We start from the raw sequence: 17,331 nt of genomic DNA, 5'->3' as shown, positions 1-17,331 counted from the left end.
CGACCGCGGAGCCACGCTCAGCGCGTGATCGCACCCATCCGCAACAGAACCCCGGGAGCCACGCGGTAGTAGACCCACGTCCCGCGCCGCTCGGAGACGACGAGGCCCGCGTCACGGAGCTTCTTCAGGTGGTGGGAGACGGTGGGCTGGCCAACCCCCAGGTCACCGAGGTCGCACACGCACACCTCGCCGTCCGGGTGCGAGGCGACCCGGGAGAAGAGCAGCACCCGGATCGGTTCCCCGAGGGCCTTGAACATCGCCGCCATCGTCTCCGCGTCCTCCCGGGAGATGTCCGGGGAGTTCAGCGGCGGGCAACAGGGCACTACGCCTTCTACGCGGTCCGGCTCGGCCGCCGCTCGGTCCTTCAGCTTCGACATGCCTCAATATTGACACTCGTCGATGCAAAGTGCCAGACTCCATCTCGCTACATCGATGAATCTCGAATCAGCAATGAGGGGGACTCCCCATGTCCGAGCAGCACCCCGCCCTTCCCGTCGCCGTGATCGGCGCAGGACCGATCGGCCTGGCCACGGCCGCGTACCTGCTGGAACGCGGCATCGAGCCGCTGGTCCTGGAAGCCGGTCCCGTGGCGGGTACGGCAGTACGGGAGTGGGGGCACGTGCGGCTCTTCTCCACCTGGGACGAGGTCATCGCGCCGGCCGCCGAGAAGCTCCTCGCCCCCACCGGCTGGGAGCGCCCCGAAGGAAGCTCCTACCCCTCCGGCTCTGACTGGGCCGCGCGCTACCTCCAGCCGCTCGCCGACACGCTCGGCGAGCGTGTGCACTACGACGCCCGCGTCACCGGCGTCTCCCGGACCGGACGCGACCGTGTCGTGGACAGCGGACGCGAGGAACAGCCCTTCGTTCTGCACCTGACCGGCCGCGACGGCACCGAGGGGCGCGTTCTGGCACGCGCCGTGATCGACGCCTCCGGCACCTGGAGCACGCCCAGCCCGCTCGGCGGCAACGGCCTCCCGGCGCTCGGCGAACGTGCCGCCGCCGACCGGCTCACCTACCGCGTTCCGGACCTCAACGACCCTGCCGTACGCGCCCGATACGCGGGCAAGCGCACGGCCGTCGTCGGTTCCGGCGCCTCCGCCTTCACCGTGCTCGCCGCCCTCGCCACGCTCGCGGAGGATGAGCCCGGCACGCACGCGGTCTGGGTGCTGCGGCGGGGCCTCGGCGGCGACACCTTCGGCGGCGGGGAGGCCGACCAGCTCCCCGCACGTGGCGCACTGGGCCTGCGCGCGAAGGCCGCCGTCGAGGCCGGACACGCCACCGCCACCACCAGCTTCCGCGCCCAGGCCGTCGAGCGCGACGGGGACCAGCTCGTCCTGGTCGCCGAGGACGGCCGACGCCTCGACCCCGTCGACGAGGTAATCGTGCTCACCGGCCTCCGCCCCGATCTGTCCTTCCTGAACGAACTCCACCTCGGACTGGACGAACGACTCCAGGCGCCTGTCGAGGTGGCACCGCTCATCGACCCCAACGTCCACTCCTGCGGCACCGTCTACCCCCACGGTGCGAAGGAGCTGTCCCACCCTGAGCCGGACGTGTACCTGCTGGGCATGAAGAGCTACGGCCGCGCCCCCACGTTCCTCGCCATGACCGGCTATGAGCAGGCCCGCTCGGTGGCTGCGGCGCTCGCAGGGGACCACGAGGCCGCTGCCCGCGTCGAGTTGATCCTGGCAGAGACGGGGGTGTGTGGCGGCTCCGGACTCTTCGACGAGCCCGACACCTCCCAGACCGAGGGTGGAGGCTGCTGTGCCGCCCCGACAACCCTCCAGATCGGTGCCCCCGTCGCCGCGACGGGTGGCGGCTGCTGACCGGTCCGGCATGCCGCGACAGGAGCCAGGCACGCAGGCCGCGACCAGAGCCGAGAACCGCATCGAGTCGCGGCCCCGCGCCGCACTTCCCGCCTTGTGCGTCACCCAGATCACGAGCTGGGGCATCCTCTACTACGCCTTCCCGTGCTCCTGCCGCACCTGAGCAAGGACACCGGCTGGTCCACGAATGCCGCCACCGGCGCCTTCTCCGCCGCACCGCTCATCTCCGCTCTGGCGGGTATACCGATAGGCCGCGTCCTCGACCGGCACGACCCCCGCGCGGTCATGACCACCGGGTCCGTCCTCGGCGCGGCCTGCGTGCTGGCCATCGCCACCGCCCAGAACCTCGTGGTCTTCGTCGCGGCCTGGTTGTGCGCGGGCGTCGCGATGGCCGCCACCTTCTACCCGCCCGCGTTCGCGGCCCTCACTCGCTGGTGGGGGCCCGACAGCGTGCGCGCCCTGACGATCGTCACCCTCGTCGGCGGGCTCGCCAGCACGCTGTTCGCCCCGCTGTCCGCGGCCCTCGCCCAACACCTGGGCTGGCGGACCGCGTATCTCGTACTAGCCGCCGTCCTCGCCGCCGTCACCATCCCCGCCCACGCTCTGGCCCTGCACGGGTTCTGGCCCTCGGCACCAACACCCTCCACCGGAGGTTCGATCGAGCCCGGCCGCAGCTCCGTTGCCCGCACGGGTCCCTTCCTGATGCTCACCGCGGCGATGACGTTGTCCGCGCTCACCGTCTACGCCGTCGTCATCGGGCTGGTCCCCCTCGTGACCGAGCGCGGCGCCACACCGACCCAAGCGGCCTGGGTCCTCGGACTCGGCGGCCTCGGACAAACCCTCGGCCGCCTCGGATACGCTCCGCTCACCCGCCGCACCGGCGTCGCCGCGCGCACGGTCATCCTGATCGCGGCCGGAGGCGCCACCACCGCAGCTCTCGCACTCGTACCTGGTCCCCTACCGATACTCATAGCCCTGTCCATGGCCGCAGGGATGGTGCGCGGCAACCTCACCCTCCTCCAAGCCACGGCCGTCACAGACCGCTGGGGCACTCGCCACTACGGCCGCCTCACAGGACTCCTCAGCGCCCCCATCACCCTCGCCACCGGCCTCGCCCCCTTCATCGCGTCCGCCCTCGCCAGCCCTCTTGGGGGACACGTCCATCTCTTCCTCGCCATAGCGGGCCTGTCCTTCGCCGGGGCGCTCCTGGCGCTCAGAAGCCAGCCCTCGCAAGTGATCGGCTACCCGCAGCGGGAGTCACCGTGACGATGTAGCCCAGGGGACCGTCGACAGGTCAGCCGCGCAGTGCCTGTTTCACATTTCCGTTGGGTGCCCGCGGAGCTCGGTGGGTGTTCAGTTGCAGCAGTCGCAGCCGGGGTGGCAGCCGCAGGCGTTCGTTTCCTGCTGCCTTACGGGGCTCGCGGCGGCGGCCGGGGCCGCGCAGCATCCCTTGCCTTGCCAGGCGTCGCGGCCCTCCTTCACGGCGATGGCGGCAATGACCAGGGCGGCGAGGGGGTCGGCCCAGGACCAGCCGAGGGTGGCGTTGAGGATCAGACCGACCAGGAGCACGGCGGACAGGTAGGTGCACAACAGGGTCTGTTTGGAGTCGGCGACGGCAGAGGCGGAGCCCAGTTCGCGCCCCGCGCGGCGCTGGGCGGTGGACAGAAACGGCATGACCGCCAGCGACAGGGCGGCGATGACGATGCCGGGGGTTGAGCGGTCGGCCTCGCCGGTGCCGGCCAGTGCACGGACGGCATCGATGCTCACGTAGAGCGCGAGTCCGAAGAAGGAGACGGCGATGATCCGCAGGGTGCGGTGCTCGCGGGCCTCTCGTATCGCGTGGTCGGAGGCGGAGAATTGCCAGGCGACCGCGGCGGCTGAGGAGACCTCGATGACGGAGTCGAGGCCGAAGCCGACCAGCGCGGTGGAGGAGGCAAGCGTCCCTGCCGTGAGCGCGACGAGCGCCTCGATGACGTTGTAGGTGATCGTGGCGGCCACCAGCAGCCGTATCCGGCGGGTGAGGGCATCGCGCCGTGCCGGGGAAGGGCCGAGGGATATCGCGGTCACGGGCAACACCCCTTGGCTTCCGCGTCCGGGCAAGTGCGGTCCGCCTCGACGGCGATCACGGCATTGCGCAGGTCGTCCAGTGCGTGGCCCAGGCGGGCATCGGCGAGTTCGTAGCGGGTGCGGCGCCCGTCGGGGACGGCGGTGACCAAGCCGCAGTCGCGCAGGCAGGCCAGGTGGTTGGAGAGCCGGGTGCGGGAGATGGCAAGCGAGTCGGCGAGATCGGACGGGTAAGCCGGAGCCTCGCGCAGTGCGAGCAGCAGGCGGCAGCGGATCGGGTCGGCCAGGGCCCGGCCGAAGCGGGTCAGGGCGTCCAGGTCAGTCGCGAGGGTCAGCATGGACAGGACGATACATGAATGCTTGAATTCAGCACTCCTTGAACTATTGGAGGTCTGCTGTGCTCCGCCGCGCCCCGATGCCGCCCGCCCTGCGTGAGGTCTTCAACACCGAGATGTCCGCCGCCCGCAGCCCGGGGCCCACGGAGGGCCGGTGGCGGGCCGCCGAGCGGGCCCACATCTTGTCCCAGCCCTGGCCCGGCCCCCATACCCGGACCCACGCGGTGATGATCCGTCTTGCCGTCCGCGAACGTGACCTACGCGAACTCCTCGGCCAGTTCGTCCGCCTGGCAGTAGCCGCCCCCGGATCTGCCGCCGGAAAGTACCCGGACGGCAACACGGGCCGCACCCGGGCAGGGCTCACCACACCTATGCCAATCCCGGACGACCTCACCGCCCTGCTCCGCGAGGCCGGCGTCACCCTGCCTGTGAACAGACGAGCGAGGCCTCGGTGAGGGAGGCCGTGGTCGGCGTGACGACGATGGGTTCGATCAGGTCAGGCTGCTCCGACCAAATGGGTCGACGGCGGCTACCGCCAGCACTTCATCGAGCACGCCGTCACTCTCGGCATCGACCTCGAAATCGCTCAACGCCACTCCGGAAGCAGGGGCTTCACGCAGATCCAGAAGCGCTGGGCGGTCAAGCGAACCTACGGCTGGCTGATGCTCCACCGCTGCCTGGCCCTCGACTACGAGACCCGCCCGCATCGCTCCGAGGCCATGACCCACCTCGCCATGACCGACCTCATGGCCCGCCGCCTCACCGGGGAGAACACCATCTCCTGGCGCGACTCATCACCAGCACCTCAAAGCCGCATCTCGCGATGAAACAACAGGATGAAACGACCTCTCACACGCCCGGGGTCCGCCCGGCGTCGAGCCACGAGATCACGCTCACGAGGTCGGTCGTGCTCCAAGCGCCCTCGGGCCGACCCTCACGGAGTCCGATCGGCGGGAAGGTAAGTGCCGGCCAGCGTGCCGTCGTATCCGGCATCCCGTACGACTGCGTCGAGGCTCGGATATTTCTGGCCGCCTTCGCCTGCCATGGCCTGGTAGTCGACGCGGGTCAGCTCGGGCTCGTGCCACTCGTGGGCGCAGCGGCAGCGGAGGAAGATCTGGTTGCGGCGGTCGCAGATGACCATCCAGTCGCGGCGGGCGCCGCACTTCGCGCACATCACGGTGATGCCGGTGATGGTGATCGGGCACGGGTGGGTGGTGGTGTATGTCCAGGTGGAGTCGTCTGGTTCGCTCGCTTCTTGCAGTCGCAGCAGCGGGTCGTCGCCAGGCGTCGTCTCCGGGAGGATGGTTCTGGAGTGGTGGAGTTCTTCGGTGGTCATGCGCATCGGCTCCTTGTGTTCCTCTGACCAGCCCTAACAGGCGAGATCGGTCTCGTCCAGCCCTTTGCGCCGTGCCTTCAGCGCCTTCGTCGGTGCTCGGGAGGGGTGGGGTTCTGGGTCGTCGGGGTGGCGGCGTGTGTCCGTGCTGGCTGGGGCTGTTGTTTCGTGGTCCGGGTGTCGGCGCCGGGCTGTGACGGGTCCGCGGGGAGCCGTCCGAGGCGCCGCAGGCGCCAGACCAGGACGTCGGTGACGCTCTCGGCGGTGTTCAGCTCGCGCCATTCGACGGCCTTCTGCAGCAGGGTTTCGGGGTCGTGTCCGGCGCGCTCGGCCTGGTCGAGGGTGGCAACCAGCGCGTCCCATCCGCCCTCGCGGCGAAGACTGCCGGTGCGGCCGGGAAGAGCGACTTCGACCGTGCCGGTATGACGGGCCCGTACGCGCTCGGGCAAGCGGCGACCTTGCGCCCGCATCGCGCGCATCGGCGGGGTCGCGGCGGTGCGGTAGGCGGCCCGGAGCTGGACGGTGGCCTGCCGGGCGGCGGCTGCTTGCTGGTGGTGTCGGCGGGCGGCGTGCCAGCGGGCGGCGGCGATGGTGGCCAGGACCAGGGTGGACAGCAGCATTGCGGTCGTGCCGCCGTCCTCGCCTCGGCCCAGGGCGTTGCCGGCCTGGATGATGCCGCGCGCGGCCGAGCGGACCGCGCGGTCGTCGGCGCGTTCGGCGCGGGTGTGGAAGCGGGTGGCGCGTTCGAAGGCGCGGGCAGCTTCGGTCGCCTGCTGCCGGGTGGAGGCCGGAGAGGTCTGGGCGACGGCGTCGAGGACTTCGCCGAGGCCGGAGAGCTGCGCGGCGGCCTCGGCTTCGTCGCTGTCGGTGTAGGCCGTGGTGGTGCGCTCGATGATGCCGGTGGCGGCGCGGCGGGCTCGCGCCGGTCCGTCACGCTGGCGGGGATGGCTGTCGGCGAGCGGGTCGTCGGCATCTTCCGGGCCGTCCAGGCGCCTGCGGATCTTGGGGAGGGAAAGGTCGGGGGCCAGGCGGGAGCCGGAGAACCAGATCGGCTCGCCCGCGCGGTTGCGGTCGCCGGGGAGGGCGACCTTGTACCCGAGGACGTCGCCGGAGGGAGCGAGCCGCCGGTCGAGGCGTACTCCGGCCTCCGCCAGCCGGTCGAAGAACTCGGTTTCGTCGGCGGCACCGGCCATGGCCTGGCGGACGTGGTCGCGTAGGAGTTCGCGGGCGGTGTCGGTACGGCCCGCGCGTTCGGCCTTGGCTCGCTCGGCGCTGGTGGGCTGCTTCGCGGCGGTGCGGTCCCCCGGGTTGAGCTGGCGCAGGCCGAAGTCCTTCTCGATCTGGCGGCATTCAGCCTGGGTGCGGTTGTAGTCGTGGTGCCGCCGTGGGGAGCGGCCGTCCTCGCGTTTGAGGGTGGCGACGATATGGATGTGGTCCTCCGCGTGGCGTACGGCGATCCAGCGGCAGGCGTGTTCGTCGCCGTCTTCGGCAATGCCGGTGGCGTGGACGACTCGGCGGGCGACTTCGGCCCACTCGGCATCCGAGAGGTGCCGGTCGCCGGGGTCGGCGCGGACGGGACAGTGCCACACGTGCCGCTTGGGGCGGCGGTGTTCTGGCATTGCCTGGACCGGCAGGTCGAGGCGCTCCTGCAACTGCTTGAGCGTCGCGGTCGGATCGCGTCCCGGATCGGGGGCCAGCTCCGGCTGCCAGGAGGCGACCAGATGCGGATCGAAATGTTCGTCGCGGCGGCCGGGACCGTAGAGGTAGGCCAGCAGGCCGTAGGTCCGGCCGCCGAGGGAGATGTCGGGCACCACGGTGGTCAGCGCTTCGCGATCTCGGTGGCGGCGGCCTCGACGCGGGCTGCGGCCCGCAGCACGCGAGCGAGGGCGTCTTCGGCGTATGGGGTCTCGCCGCCGCTGTTGAGCGCGCGGGCGACTTGGTTGAGGTTGTTGCCGACGCGGGCGAGCTGGGCGGAGGCGCGCATCAGCTCCTCGACGAGAGCGCGCTGGTCCATCAGCCAGGTGTGCGGACCGTCCTGGGCGCGGGCCACGGCGACTGCGGCGTCGGCGAGGAATCCGGCGACCCGCAGGCCCATCGCTTCGGCGGCGCGCTGAACGTCGGTGAGTTCGTCGGCGGTCAGGCGGACGCTGCGCACGCGGTCGCGCTGCTGGGACTGGCGAAGGCGCGGGCGCATGCGTGTCTCGACGGCGGCGCTCGGCGGCATCTCCCCCCTCGGCTGCGGCGCCCCCTGGTGCCGGGCCTCCCCCGCCATTGTGGGGGTGGGGGCATGCCCTTGCGAAACTCCCTCGACGGCCCCGCCGTCGAGGGAGTTTCGCAAGGTATAGCTTGCTCGGCCTCGTGCCGGCTGGTCGTACGGCAGACCCCCGGGCGGGGTGGTGGGGTTGTTCGGCGTCGTCATCGGGCGCCGTCTCCGGCTTCGACCCGGACGTCGCGCAGCACGGCGGCGATGTAGTCGAGGGCGAGGACGGGGTGGTGCAGCGTGTGTGGGGCGCTCGACGGTGTCCGCCGCACCGTCCAGGTCCCGTCGGGGCCGGCTTCGGCGCAGTGCAGGTGGCCGTGTGCGCGCAGGACGGCGAGCCACACCTCGATCTCCTCGGTGGACGGCGGGGTGGCACGCACTGGGGTCTCCCGGGTGGAGGCGGTTGGGCTGGGGGCGGTGGTGTGACCGGGTGGGGCGGGCACCCCGCTGCCGGTTCCGGAGTGACTGGGTGACCGGTGTCCGGGGTGACCGGGCGGGGTGTCCGCCGGGCGGGTTCGCGGCGGTCAGCCGGTGGAGCGGAGTGTCCGGTTGCCCGCTTCGGTGCGGAGTTGCTGCATCAGCTCGGTCAGCCGGTCGTTGGACAGCGGGATCCCCTGTCCCCGGATGGCGTCGGCGACCACCTGACGGGTCAGCTTCCCGGCCTCGGACACCGCGCGGCGGGCGATCGGCAGCAGGTCCTCGGTCTCACCGGGAGCGGACGGGGAGCCCGTCTCCGCATCGCCGTTGCCCGCCGACGGGCCCGGGGCGGGCGTCCCGTTCGGGGCAGGGTGACCGGATCTCGCGTCCGGCTCTCCGCCGAGGACAGCGTCGCGTCCCTTGTGCTCTGGTGCGTCTTCGGAGCCGGTGTCCGGCTGTCCGCGCCGACCCTCCGGGTTCTCCGTCGCGCCCCGGACGGACCCGCTGTCCGCCGGGACATCGGTGACCCGCTCGGTACGGACGACGGAGGTATCCGCACCGGCCGTGTCCGGGTGTCCGGGCTGTGCGGCGCGGCGGGCGATGAGGATGTAGAGGTGGACGGCTCCGGCCAGGGCCAGCGGGGCGAGTGTGGACAGTACGCCGACCGCAACGTCCCCGAGCTGGAGACCGCCGCCGCCCGGGGCCCGGTCGTTGAGGCGGACGGCGTGCAGGGCGTTGGCCCAGATGCTCGCGGCGGTGGCGACGCCGAACAGGGCCCACACGTAGCAGCGAGCGCCGAGGGAGGCGCTGCGCATCACCAGCACCGCGCGGACGCCGTAGCCGATGAAACCGTCGATGACGAAGGGGAAGAGGTAGGTGAGCAGTCCCCGGATGTGGATGGCGACGGCCATCTGCTGCAGCGCGTCGTAGGACAGCGCGCACCCGGCGGCGCCGAGGGTGACGATGGCGGCGCGGTCCCAGCCGGTGATGCGCACCGGTATCGCGTCGATGTGGGTCACGCGGCCGTCCCGAGGTTGTCGCGGGCGGTCGGCGCGGTCGGGGCGGTGGCCAGGGTCTGGTCGCCCGTGGCGTCGACCGAGCTGTTGCGGATCTCGCGGCGCACCTGGCGGTAGCGCTTCTCAGCGTGCTCCTCGGTGATCTTCAGCAGGCGGGCAAGATACTCGGCCGGGATGCCCTTCTGGTAAGCGGTGCGGACGGTCGCGCGACGTTCGGCATCGGTGAGGTGGATGTCGCGACCGGCCAGGGTGGCGTTGACGCGGGCGTAGTCGAGGCGCAGGTGGAGCTTGCTGTGCAGCGGCTCGCGTTCCTCCTCGGTCATCCCTCCCCGGATGCCCTCGCGATCCCCCGCCTCCAAGGCGGCATCCAGGCAGGTCCGGCGGACCGGGCACTGGGCGCACAGGGCCTTGGCGGCGTGGATGCGGTCCATCTCGTCCGGCTCGGGGAAGAAGATCTCCGGGTCGACCGGGTTGGTCGTAGTGGACAGGCAGGTGGCCTGGTTGTGCCAGGTGTGGTCGCCGAGGGTGCGCGGCTCGGCGGTGTCGGTCTGGTGCATGGGGGTGTCTCCGATCGGCCCCGGGCGCGTTCGGGCAGGCGCGGCCCGGGGGTTGGTGCGTGAAGGGAGGCGGACCGTTGGTCGCGCGGAGAAGGTCAGACGGCGGTGAGGCGGCGGCGCTCGGCCGCAAGGGCCCTTCTGCGGTCCGGGCCGTCGAGGATGACCTTGTCGGTCATCTCGGTCAGCCGGGAGGCGACGCGATCCCCGATGTGGGCGCGCAGGTCGCTCATGCCGAGGTTGGTGGTCACCAGGGTCGGGAGCATCTGCGTGTAGCGGCGGTCGATCAGCCGCATCGTGATCTCCTCGGTCCACTCGCTGGCCTTCGCGGCGCCGAGGTCGTCGATGATCAGCAGCGGGCAGCGGGCCAGGTCCTGCAGCTCCCGCTCGCCGTCGCTCCCCTGCCGGGGCCGCAGTTCGGCGTAGAGGTCGGCGGCGGTGGTCGCCTTCCATCGCAGGCGGACCCCGGCCGCCAGCAGGCTGCGGACCGCGCCGTACGCCTGGTGGGTTTTGCCGGTGCCGGTGGTGCCGACGATCAGCAGCGACCGGCCCTGGGCGATCCCCGGGGATCCGTCCGGGCCCCGGCGCCCGGCGGCGGCCACCTCGCTCACCCAGGCGTCGACGGCGGGGTGGTCGGCGACGGCGTCCTGGTAGCGGGCCGGGATGCGGGCCTGGGCCGCCTCCAGCCCGGGGCTGGGCTCGGCCTCGTCGGACACCGGAGCGTTCGGGTCGATGCCCCGGGACTTGAGGATGCCGGTCAGGCGGCGTGCGATGCCGCCGACGGGCTGGGCGTCGGTATCGCGCATCACAGCTCCTCGGCGTAGGCGGCGGCAGGGTCGGCGGGGTTGGCCCAGGCCCGGTGACCGCGCACGGTATTCGCAGATTCCGGCCGCACCAAGCCACCGCTCGGCCCGGTGGCGTTCATCGCCTCGTTCACCAGGCTCGGCAGCGTGCTCGGATGCAGCCCCTTCACCCGGTGGAGGGCCAGCCCGGCGCGGATGTGCTCCGGGTCGATGCCCTCCTTGAGCAGCTTGGCGACCTCGCGGCCGAGGTGTCCGAGCACCCCGTTCGGCGGGCGGTGTGCGCAGGAGGCGGCGTACTCGCCGATGAGCTGCTGGGTGGAGGCGGACTCCGGTGCGGGCGCGGAAGCGCCCCCCGAAGGGGAAGATCCTAGATCCACGTTCCTAGGTCCTAGATCCGGACCATGAGGGCTCACTGAGGACTCACCACCTCCTCCGTGAGGACTCACTGAGCCCTCACTGAATGCGAGCTGACCTGCTGTTTCGCCGTTCACGGAGTCCTCACGCACTGCTCCGTGAGGGCTCACTGAGTCCTCCGTGAGCCCTCCGTGATCCTTCAACGAGGACTCCGTGAGGGCTCCCGCAGTCTGCGCCGCATCGTCGGTGGAAGGCCGCTCGGCATCGTGGAGCGGGCAGTCGGGATGACGGACGCCGCTGGGCCGGTTGATCCTCTGGTGGCGCTGGAAGGTGAGGATGTGCAGGTGCCGCTTGCCGTCGACCTCGTAGCGGCAGATCAGCCCCGCCACCGCGAGCTGGGACAGGTCGTCCTCGACGCCGACCGGCCCGTGCTCGGGGCGCAGGGACCACAGGAGCCCAGCGATGACGGCGGGCTGGTCCCGGAAGCGGCCGTGGTCATCGCACTGCGTCAGCAGGCCGAAGAAGGTCCGCTCAGCGGCGATGCTCACCTCGGCGAGCGACTCGGAGGCGAACGCCTCGGGCTTGAGCGTGCGGATCCGGGCCATGCTCAGCACCCCCCGACGACAGCGCCGTATCCCTCGGCCGTGGGCCGCAGAGTGCCAGAGGCGAGGTCGAGGTCGTGCGGCTCGTCCCAGTCCAGCTCCGGACTGGCCCGGATGACCCAGCGGGCAGCGGTAAGCCGCTGGGCGCGGTTCAGGGTCAGCAGCCGCCCCTGCCCGTCGTAGGCGCGGGCGTTGGGGGTGGGCCAGTTTCGGTCCGGCTCGCGCTGCGAGACGCGGATGGTTCGGGCGCCGGGCACCATGTCGGCAAGCAGCTCGGCCAGCCGCTGCTGGCGAGACGCACCGGTAGCTGCCGCGCCCTCGGGGGCCGGAGCAGCGGTCGTCCTTCCGCCGGGAAATTCGGGCATGCGATAATCCCTCGCTTGTAGGCGGGGAGGGACGGCCGCTCTCGTCGAAAAGGTCAGCCGGCCCGCCCCGGTGATGAATCCGCGCCCTTCGGGGTGGCGGTCCGGCGCCCGGAAGCGGCTAACTTCCGGGCGCCGGTCTCATCCCCCTGGCGCGTCCCGTGTGTTGATCGTGAAGCGGCTCCTGGGTTCGCCTCCTCGCACCTCGGCCCCGGCGGCTCTCGCCGAGGGACCAGCAACATATGTGCAGGTCCGCCAACACTCCAGCCGATAGCAGGGGTCGTCGGCACAGTGGCTGACCTCTCACAGCGAGCCCGCGCACATCGGGGTTCGCGGCGTCCGCGATCGGGCCATGCCCCTTGCCCCGAGCTGCGCGGCTCGTGGGCCTCCCTCTCTGCGGTCGGGGCACCGCGTGCGGAACGCGGGGCGTTGACCGAGCGAGAGGAGGACGCGCTCTCGGCGAGACCCAAGGCCGCGATCACCGATGGGGAAGGGCCTGCACAGTGTCGCGAATTTCGCTAGGCTGAAACTATTGCGACCCACACGCAATGTCAACGGATCGAATTTCTTTCAGTGCGACGAAACGCGAGGTGTGATGCCCGCCCGCCACTTCGACAGAGCCCGCGTACGCGCGGTGCGCCGCGCTGCGGAGCTTTCCCAGGGCGACGTGGCAGCTGAAGTCGGTGTGGCGGTGTCCTCGATCGCCGGGTGGGAGGCGGACGGCCCGACATCTCCGGACCCGGAGAAACTGCCCGCCCTGGCCCGAGCCCTCGGTAAGAACCTCGATGCCCTGTTCCCCCGGGCCGGGCTTCCCGACCTCGCCGACCTTCGGTGCGACGCAGGGCTCTACCGCTACGAGACGGTGCAGATCACGGGCACGAAGAGCGCAGGCCCCGTCACGGGGGCGGAGCGGGGCGTACGTCGCCTTAAGGAGCGTTACGTCCCCGCTCTGGCTACGGCGTACGGCGTCGGCGTCGAAGTTCTCCTGGCTGCCCAGGAGCGCAGCTTCGGCAACGAAGCCCGCGAGCCCGATACCGGCGGGAGCGGCGGCTCCGCGATGCCGGTGTCGCTCGGGGAGAAGATCGACTACCTGCTGGAAAACACCCGGCGCGATGCAGAGCCGCCCACCGATCAGCAGATCGCCGACGGCGTCAACGCCTCTGCGGAAGCGGCGGTCGTCGACGCCGAAGGCATCAGCGCGTTGCGCACAGGGAACCGAACCGGAGCCCCTGATGTGGTCCTCGCCGGGCTGGCGGACTACTTCGGCGTCAGCAGATTGTTCTTCGCCTCTGACGAAGAAGCCGTGCGCCAGGTGGTTGAAGGGCTCAAGGCCCTCGCCGCGTTCAAGCAGGGCTCCATCAGCGCCCTGGCCGCACGCGGACTCGGCAACGAAGGACTGCCGGCAGACCTGATCGCCGAGATCACCCGGATCGCGGAGGAGTTCCAGAACACGAATCCCGCCGCTGAGCCGCGTAAGCCGCCAGAGCCGGGACGGCCTCCTGGGCCCTCCGCGGGCTGAGTTTCACTGACGGCCTGCCAGCCATCCCTTCGGCCTGGCCAGCGCACCGGCTGACTGTGCGCGCACGCTGTCGGCCAGTCGAAGGAGAGCGTGCAGTTCACTCCCGTGGTCCCGCTCCGCGGGAAGGGCCAGGCTGACAGCCGGAAGCCTGTCGTCACGCTGGAGGGATTCCGACTCGCACGCCTGGATCAATCGTGCGGCCAGGGAATCCGGTGATCGCTCGGATGGCGACTCCGCATCGGGTTCGGCGAGCTGTGGACTCATGCGAACGAGTCCGTCGCGGCACTCGATGATTCTGTGGTGAAGGCGCCGGTGCACACCCCGGCCGGAGCGACCCGAGGATGCGGCGGGGGAAGAAGCGGGCCCGGTGTGCGTCAGCAGGCACCACAGCGGCTCCAGGCGGCGGTACGCACGGATGCGCCGACACCACAGCAGTGCGCCCGCCATGCGGAGGTGGACTGCCGGATAAGCGAGGCCGGTGACGAAAGTGAGCACCCCGAGCGCCAGGACCAGAACCGCCACCGGCGTCCACGGCGCGGTGCCGCCCAGGGCCCGGGTGGTCATGACGACGATGTGGCCGGCGCAGGCCAACGCCATGGCCCCCATCCCGCTGCCCGCCAGCCACAGACCCGTGGAATGGGGCCGATGAGAGATCCGCGCGTGGGTGATGGTCCACCAGCAGGCCGCGCCCATGGAGTATCCGAGGTAGAGGCCGGTGAGGCCGTAGAACCCGAGGACCGGCCAGAGGCGCATATCGGCCTCGGCGTAGCTTCTGGTGAGCGCGCCGTGCGGGGCCGAGGCAGCAAGTCCGACGAGCGCGGCCATCACCGCTGCGAGCACCGCTCCCTCGTACCGGGCTCTGCGCTGCGCCTTCGGGGCGTTGGAGGAGTGCAGGTAGAAGCACATCAGGGTGTAGCAGCAGGCCATCACCAGCAGGTACTGGGCGGTCTTCGCCCAGCGGTGCTCGGGCACCGAGTCCCCGGCGAGCGCGGCGAGGTCTCCCGTGCCGTCGGGAACGGCGAGGGCGTAACCGGCGCAGGCGCAGACCAGACACAGGGCGAGTGCGCGCAGGGCGCGGTCGTGCGGCGTACGGAGGGCCTGGACCACCCTCCAGAGCGCGCCCAGGTTCATGACCGCGAAGAGAACCAGCGTCACTGCCAGCCTCCGTGGTCTCCCAGGATGCTCCGCACGCGGGCCGCCGAGGGGTCAACGGTGCGGGCGGGCGGCACGAGGACGTCGAGCACCGAGGCCCATTCCCCGATGATCGTGGCGATCAGTTCTGCCTCGCGCTCCTCCGGCTCGACACAGGTGTGGCGCTGCAGGACCTGTTCGACCAGTTCGGGTGCGAGTGCGGGGAAGAGGTACCGAAGGCCCTCCACGTCCCGGCGCCCCTGGTGGCCTGCGAGGATGTGACCCAGCTCGTGGAGCAGGATGTGGTCCTGGTGTATGCGGCTGGTGCACTCCTGATAGAGCACCACGTCGACGGTCGGCAGCTTCAGCCAGAGGCCATGCGGCCCGCAGGCAGGCAGCGGGTGAGCCCGCAACTCGATGGCCCGGCCACGGTCGGCCGCCACCGCCTGGCACAGTTCCCGCACACTCAGCGGAGGCTGGACGTCCAGCCTCCGCATCAGGTGCCGGATACGCCTTCTCACCTCCCGTTCCCCGGCGCCCACCGTGTGCGGGGCCCGAAGCTGTCGGGGAAAACGCCACATGTCCTCGTCCTCCTGACCTGACAAAGGCGTACGGACACCGCAAGGGCTCCGTACGCGGACGCCATGGTGCCCAGAAGGAAGACTCACTTTGAGTGGCACCTCTCCTGATCGGAGAACGCTGCGCCTTCACCCGTTCGGAGCGCAAAAGTCCACTTCGTTGCCGTGTACAGGGAAAATCTGTGGACGTGCTCTTTCGACGACCGAAAGGAGGCGGCTCATGACCCTCACCAACACCGGAGAGGCGACTAATGCGTGAGCGAGACCACGACACAGAGCGGCAGGGCGTGGAGCTGGGAGCATTCCTTCGCGCCTGGCGCGAGCGCCTTGATCACACCCGCGTCCCGGGAATCGACAGCACCCGTCGGCGAACTAAGTCCGGACTGACCCAACGGGACGTAGCCACCCTCACCAACGTGAGCCTCACGTGGTACCAGGAGCTGGAGCGCGGCGAGCCCCGGCGCTTCTCAGAGGACTTCCTCCAGCGCCTGGCGAACCTGCTGCGCCTGGACAAGACCGAACGCGCGGTCCTCTTCCACCTGGCCCTCGGTCACCCCCCGCCCCCCACACGTCCCGCTACCAACGACACCGCTGGCCAGGACCTGCGCCTCGTGCTCGACAGGATGCTCCCCCACCCGGCCTTCGTCCTGAACCAGAGCTGGGACGTCACCGGCTTCAACGCGGCGTACGCGAAGTGGTTTCCCTGGATCGCGGCCGGCTCGGAAGCTGAACGGGCCAACGTGATGGTGAGCCTCTTCAGCCCAGAAGCACGCGAGTACCTGGTCAACTGGCGGGAAGACTGGGCACTTCCCGCCCTCGCCCGACTCCGCTACGCGCTCGCGCTCCAACCCCACAACGACACGCTCGCCCGCCTGTGTGATGACCTCCTCGACCGCAGCGAGGGCGCCCGCGAGTTGTGGCGGACCCAGGTCTCCTGCGCACATCCAGACCAACGCAACCGACGTATGCGGCATCCGGAACAACCCGAAAAGATCATGACGATACGCGCCCTGGCGTTCCTTCCCCTAGCGGCCCCCGGATCACGCCTGATCGTCATGCTGGCGGAAAACTCGACGCACGGCTGAGTTTCGACCAGAACAGCACCTCGCCGAGCCGCCCGGATGCGATCTCGGGCGCTCAATAGCCTCGGGGCTACCTGCACATAGGCAACCCGCGGCCGCACCTCGACGCTGCTGCACCGGCGGATCGGGTTGACCTGCCGAGGCGTGCTCGCATCTTCCAAGCTCCTGGTCTCTCAGCGCGTCATGAGTCGGCATCCGGCGCCATGCTCATGAAGTTGCGGAATCAAGCGTGTACCGCGCTGCGGTCGTGAACCGCTCGCGAATACCCTCGCGGGCTTCTTGATTGCTCTTGAGCTCGGCGACGAGCGCAGTCGCTTGCTCAAGGAAGACGGCAAATTCATCATTGCCCGCGTGCGCCTGAGTGATTGCAACGTTAGCGAGACCCTCGGCCCGTTCGAATGCATCGAACATTGCGTCCGCTCCAGGAGGCACTCGAGCGTCCTCGATTGCCTCCGCCGTAAGCTCTTGCATCTGCCTCGTAGCCTCCTCCATGGCCTCAACAGCGGAGGCCATCGCTGGTAATGTCCCGGTGGTAATGCTTTCGGCTGCCGGCCGCTGCGACTCTGCGAGCTCCATGAGTTTGGTGGCTAGGTCCACGTCGCGCCGAATACTGACGGCGAGCTCTTTCGCTGCCCTAGCCACCTCGGCTGGGCCTAGGATGTCGATCCGCCTAGCGCGTTCTGCCATACGGCCAGTAGCCTCCTTCAGCGGGTTGATTCCCGGCGAGTCGGAGCTCCCAGGAAGACCCACGGAGTCAATGATGCGGAGGCACTCGTCCCAGGCCGCAAGGAAACCTTCGTACGCCTGAAGCCGCTGTTGCCGAAGCCAATGGGCTTGATCTACGTCGGCTTGGTCGCGAACTTGCTGCAAGGTAACTTCCGCACTGATCAACGCTCCCTTCTTCGCGGCACGGGCACCAACGACTGTGCCAGCTAGTCCGAACACCGCAGCCACCAAGGCGAGAACAAGTTCCTTCATGAGCAGACATCATCGCGGCGGCGGTCGTCGGGTGGAATGGGGCGTCTCACGGGTCTGTTTCCCGCACTTGCTCCGCGCTGACGTCGACGAACCCAGGAGCACTGCGCCACCAGCTACT

Annotated in this window: 19 protein-coding genes and 2 pseudogenes; 6 read left to right on the top strand and 15 right to left on the bottom strand. The window is 70.3% G+C overall.

Annotated elements, in window-relative coordinates:
* Positions 1-17: 17 nt before the first annotated feature.
* Complete coding sequence (locus tag OHB04_RS38880) at positions 18-377, bottom strand: ArsR/SmtB family transcription factor (RefSeq protein WP_326692324.1); 360 nt, start codon at positions 375-377, stop codon at positions 18-20.
* An 89-nt stretch (positions 378-466) separates the two neighbouring features.
* On the opposite strand from OHB04_RS38880, the gene OHB04_RS38875 reads away from it, so the two are divergent.
* Both OHB04_RS38875 and OHB04_RS38870 read left to right on the top strand, forming a co-directional pair.
* A complete protein-coding gene (locus tag OHB04_RS38875) occupies positions 467-1,825 on the top strand; it encodes an FAD-dependent oxidoreductase (protein WP_326692323.1) in 1,359 nt (452 codons plus the stop codon).
* Between the two features lie 10 nt (positions 1,826-1,835).
* Positions 1,836-3,091, top strand: a pseudogene (locus tag OHB04_RS38870) (MFS transporter).
* A gap of 87 nt (positions 3,092-3,178) precedes the next feature.
* Here the strand turns inward: OHB04_RS38870 and OHB04_RS38865 are convergent.
* Positions 3,179-3,892: a cation transporter gene (locus OHB04_RS38865; protein ID WP_326692322.1), complete on the bottom strand. Its 714-nt coding sequence runs from the start codon at positions 3,890-3,892 to the stop codon at positions 3,179-3,181.
* Complete coding sequence (locus OHB04_RS38860) at positions 3,889-4,227, bottom strand: ArsR/SmtB family transcription factor (protein WP_326692321.1); 339 nt, start codon at positions 4,225-4,227, stop codon at positions 3,889-3,891. The genes OHB04_RS38865 and OHB04_RS38860 overlap by 4 nt, the downstream gene beginning before the upstream one ends.
* Before the next feature lie 59 nt (positions 4,228-4,286).
* On the opposite strand from OHB04_RS38860, the gene OHB04_RS38855 reads away from it, so the two are divergent.
* Both OHB04_RS38855 and OHB04_RS38850 read left to right on the top strand, forming a co-directional pair.
* The gene (locus OHB04_RS38855) at positions 4,287-4,679 is read left to right on the top strand and encodes a DUF3703 domain-containing protein (RefSeq protein ID WP_326692320.1); all 393 of its coding nucleotides are present in this window, start codon (positions 4,287-4,289) and stop codon (positions 4,677-4,679) included.
* Between the two features lie 60 nt (positions 4,680-4,739).
* Positions 4,740-5,051 (top strand): annotated as a pseudogene (locus OHB04_RS38850) (IS5 family transposase); the annotation flags it as partial.
* Positions 5,052-5,158: 107 nt separating this feature from the next.
* Here the strand turns inward: OHB04_RS38850 and OHB04_RS38845 are convergent.
* From OHB04_RS38845 to OHB04_RS38805, 9 genes are all read right to left on the bottom strand, one after another.
* Entirely contained in the window at positions 5,159-5,560 is a 402-nt protein-coding gene (locus tag OHB04_RS38845) for a hypothetical protein (RefSeq protein ID WP_326692319.1), read from the bottom strand.
* 77 nt (positions 5,561-5,637) lie between these two features.
* Positions 5,638-7,371, bottom strand: coding sequence for a relaxase/mobilization nuclease domain-containing protein (locus OHB04_RS38840; protein WP_326692318.1), 1,734 nt, complete (start codon positions 7,369-7,371; stop codon positions 5,638-5,640).
* A 5-nt stretch (positions 7,372-7,376) separates the two neighbouring features.
* Positions 7,377-7,751 (bottom strand): plasmid mobilization protein, encoded by a 375-nt coding sequence (locus OHB04_RS38835; RefSeq protein ID WP_326692317.1) that lies wholly within the window; start codon positions 7,749-7,751, stop codon positions 7,377-7,379.
* A gap of 221 nt (positions 7,752-7,972) precedes the next feature.
* On the bottom strand, positions 7,973-8,197 hold the full coding sequence (locus OHB04_RS38830; RefSeq protein ID WP_326692316.1) for a hypothetical protein: 225 nt from the start codon (positions 8,195-8,197) through the stop codon (positions 7,973-7,975).
* Positions 8,198-8,341: 144 nt separating this feature from the next.
* Positions 8,342-9,253 carry a DUF2637 domain-containing protein gene (locus OHB04_RS38825; RefSeq protein ID WP_326692315.1) on the bottom strand — a complete coding sequence of 304 codons (912 nt, stop codon included), beginning with the start codon at positions 9,251-9,253 and terminating at the stop codon, positions 8,342-8,344.
* Positions 9,250-9,807, bottom strand: a complete 558-nt coding sequence (locus OHB04_RS38820) for a WhiB family transcriptional regulator (RefSeq protein ID WP_326692314.1) — start codon at positions 9,805-9,807, stop codon at positions 9,250-9,252. The genes OHB04_RS38825 and OHB04_RS38820 overlap by 4 nt, the downstream gene beginning before the upstream one ends.
* 95 nt (positions 9,808-9,902) lie before the next feature.
* Positions 9,903-10,610, bottom strand: coding sequence for an ATP-binding protein (locus OHB04_RS38815; RefSeq protein WP_326692313.1), 708 nt, complete (start codon positions 10,608-10,610; stop codon positions 9,903-9,905).
* Positions 10,610-11,566, bottom strand: a complete 957-nt coding sequence (locus tag OHB04_RS38810) for a hypothetical protein (protein WP_326692312.1) — start codon at positions 11,564-11,566, stop codon at positions 10,610-10,612. Before OHB04_RS38810 ends, OHB04_RS38815 begins: the two co-directional genes overlap by 1 nt.
* Positions 11,567-11,568: 2 nt before the next feature.
* Complete coding sequence (locus OHB04_RS38805; protein WP_326692311.1) at positions 11,569-11,928, bottom strand: hypothetical protein; 360 nt, start codon at positions 11,926-11,928, stop codon at positions 11,569-11,571.
* A 481-nt stretch (positions 11,929-12,409) separates the two neighbouring features.
* Here OHB04_RS38805 and OHB04_RS38800 point away from each other — a divergent pair, with 481 nt between their 5' ends.
* Positions 12,410-13,444, top strand: a complete 1,035-nt coding sequence (locus OHB04_RS38800; RefSeq protein WP_326692310.1) for a helix-turn-helix domain-containing protein — start codon at positions 12,410-12,412, stop codon at positions 13,442-13,444.
* A 3-nt stretch (positions 13,445-13,447) separates the two neighbouring features.
* Here the strand turns inward: OHB04_RS38800 and OHB04_RS38795 are convergent, their stop codons facing one another.
* Together OHB04_RS38795 and OHB04_RS38790 are read right to left on the bottom strand one after the other, a co-directional pair.
* Positions 13,448-14,599: an MAB_1171c family putative transporter gene (locus OHB04_RS38795; RefSeq protein WP_326692309.1), complete on the bottom strand. Its 1,152-nt coding sequence runs from the start codon at positions 14,597-14,599 to the stop codon at positions 13,448-13,450.
* On the bottom strand, positions 14,596-15,096 hold the full coding sequence (locus OHB04_RS38790) for a hypothetical protein (RefSeq protein WP_326692308.1): 501 nt from the start codon (positions 15,094-15,096) through the stop codon (positions 14,596-14,598). Before OHB04_RS38790 ends, OHB04_RS38795 begins: the two co-directional genes overlap by 4 nt.
* A gap of 308 nt (positions 15,097-15,404) precedes the next feature.
* Between OHB04_RS38790 and OHB04_RS38785 the strand changes: the two genes are divergently transcribed.
* Positions 15,405-16,238: a helix-turn-helix transcriptional regulator gene (locus OHB04_RS38785; protein WP_326692307.1), complete on the top strand. Its 834-nt coding sequence runs from the start codon at positions 15,405-15,407 to the stop codon at positions 16,236-16,238.
* 204 nt (positions 16,239-16,442) lie between these two features.
* Here the strand turns inward: OHB04_RS38785 and OHB04_RS38780 are convergent, their stop codons facing one another.
* The gene (locus OHB04_RS38780; protein ID WP_326692306.1) at positions 16,443-17,213 is read right to left on the bottom strand and encodes a hypothetical protein; all 771 of its coding nucleotides are present in this window, start codon (positions 17,211-17,213) and stop codon (positions 16,443-16,445) included.
* Between the last annotated feature and the right edge of the window lie 118 nt (positions 17,214-17,331).

Origin of the sequence: Streptomyces sp. NBC_01775, assembly GCF_035917675.1 — a bacterium.
GTDB lineage: Bacteria > Actinomycetota > Actinomycetes > Streptomycetales > Streptomycetaceae > Streptomyces.
The sequence above is the reverse complement of the archived record's forward strand: the minus strand, read 5'-3'. Positions and strand labels throughout refer to the sequence as shown.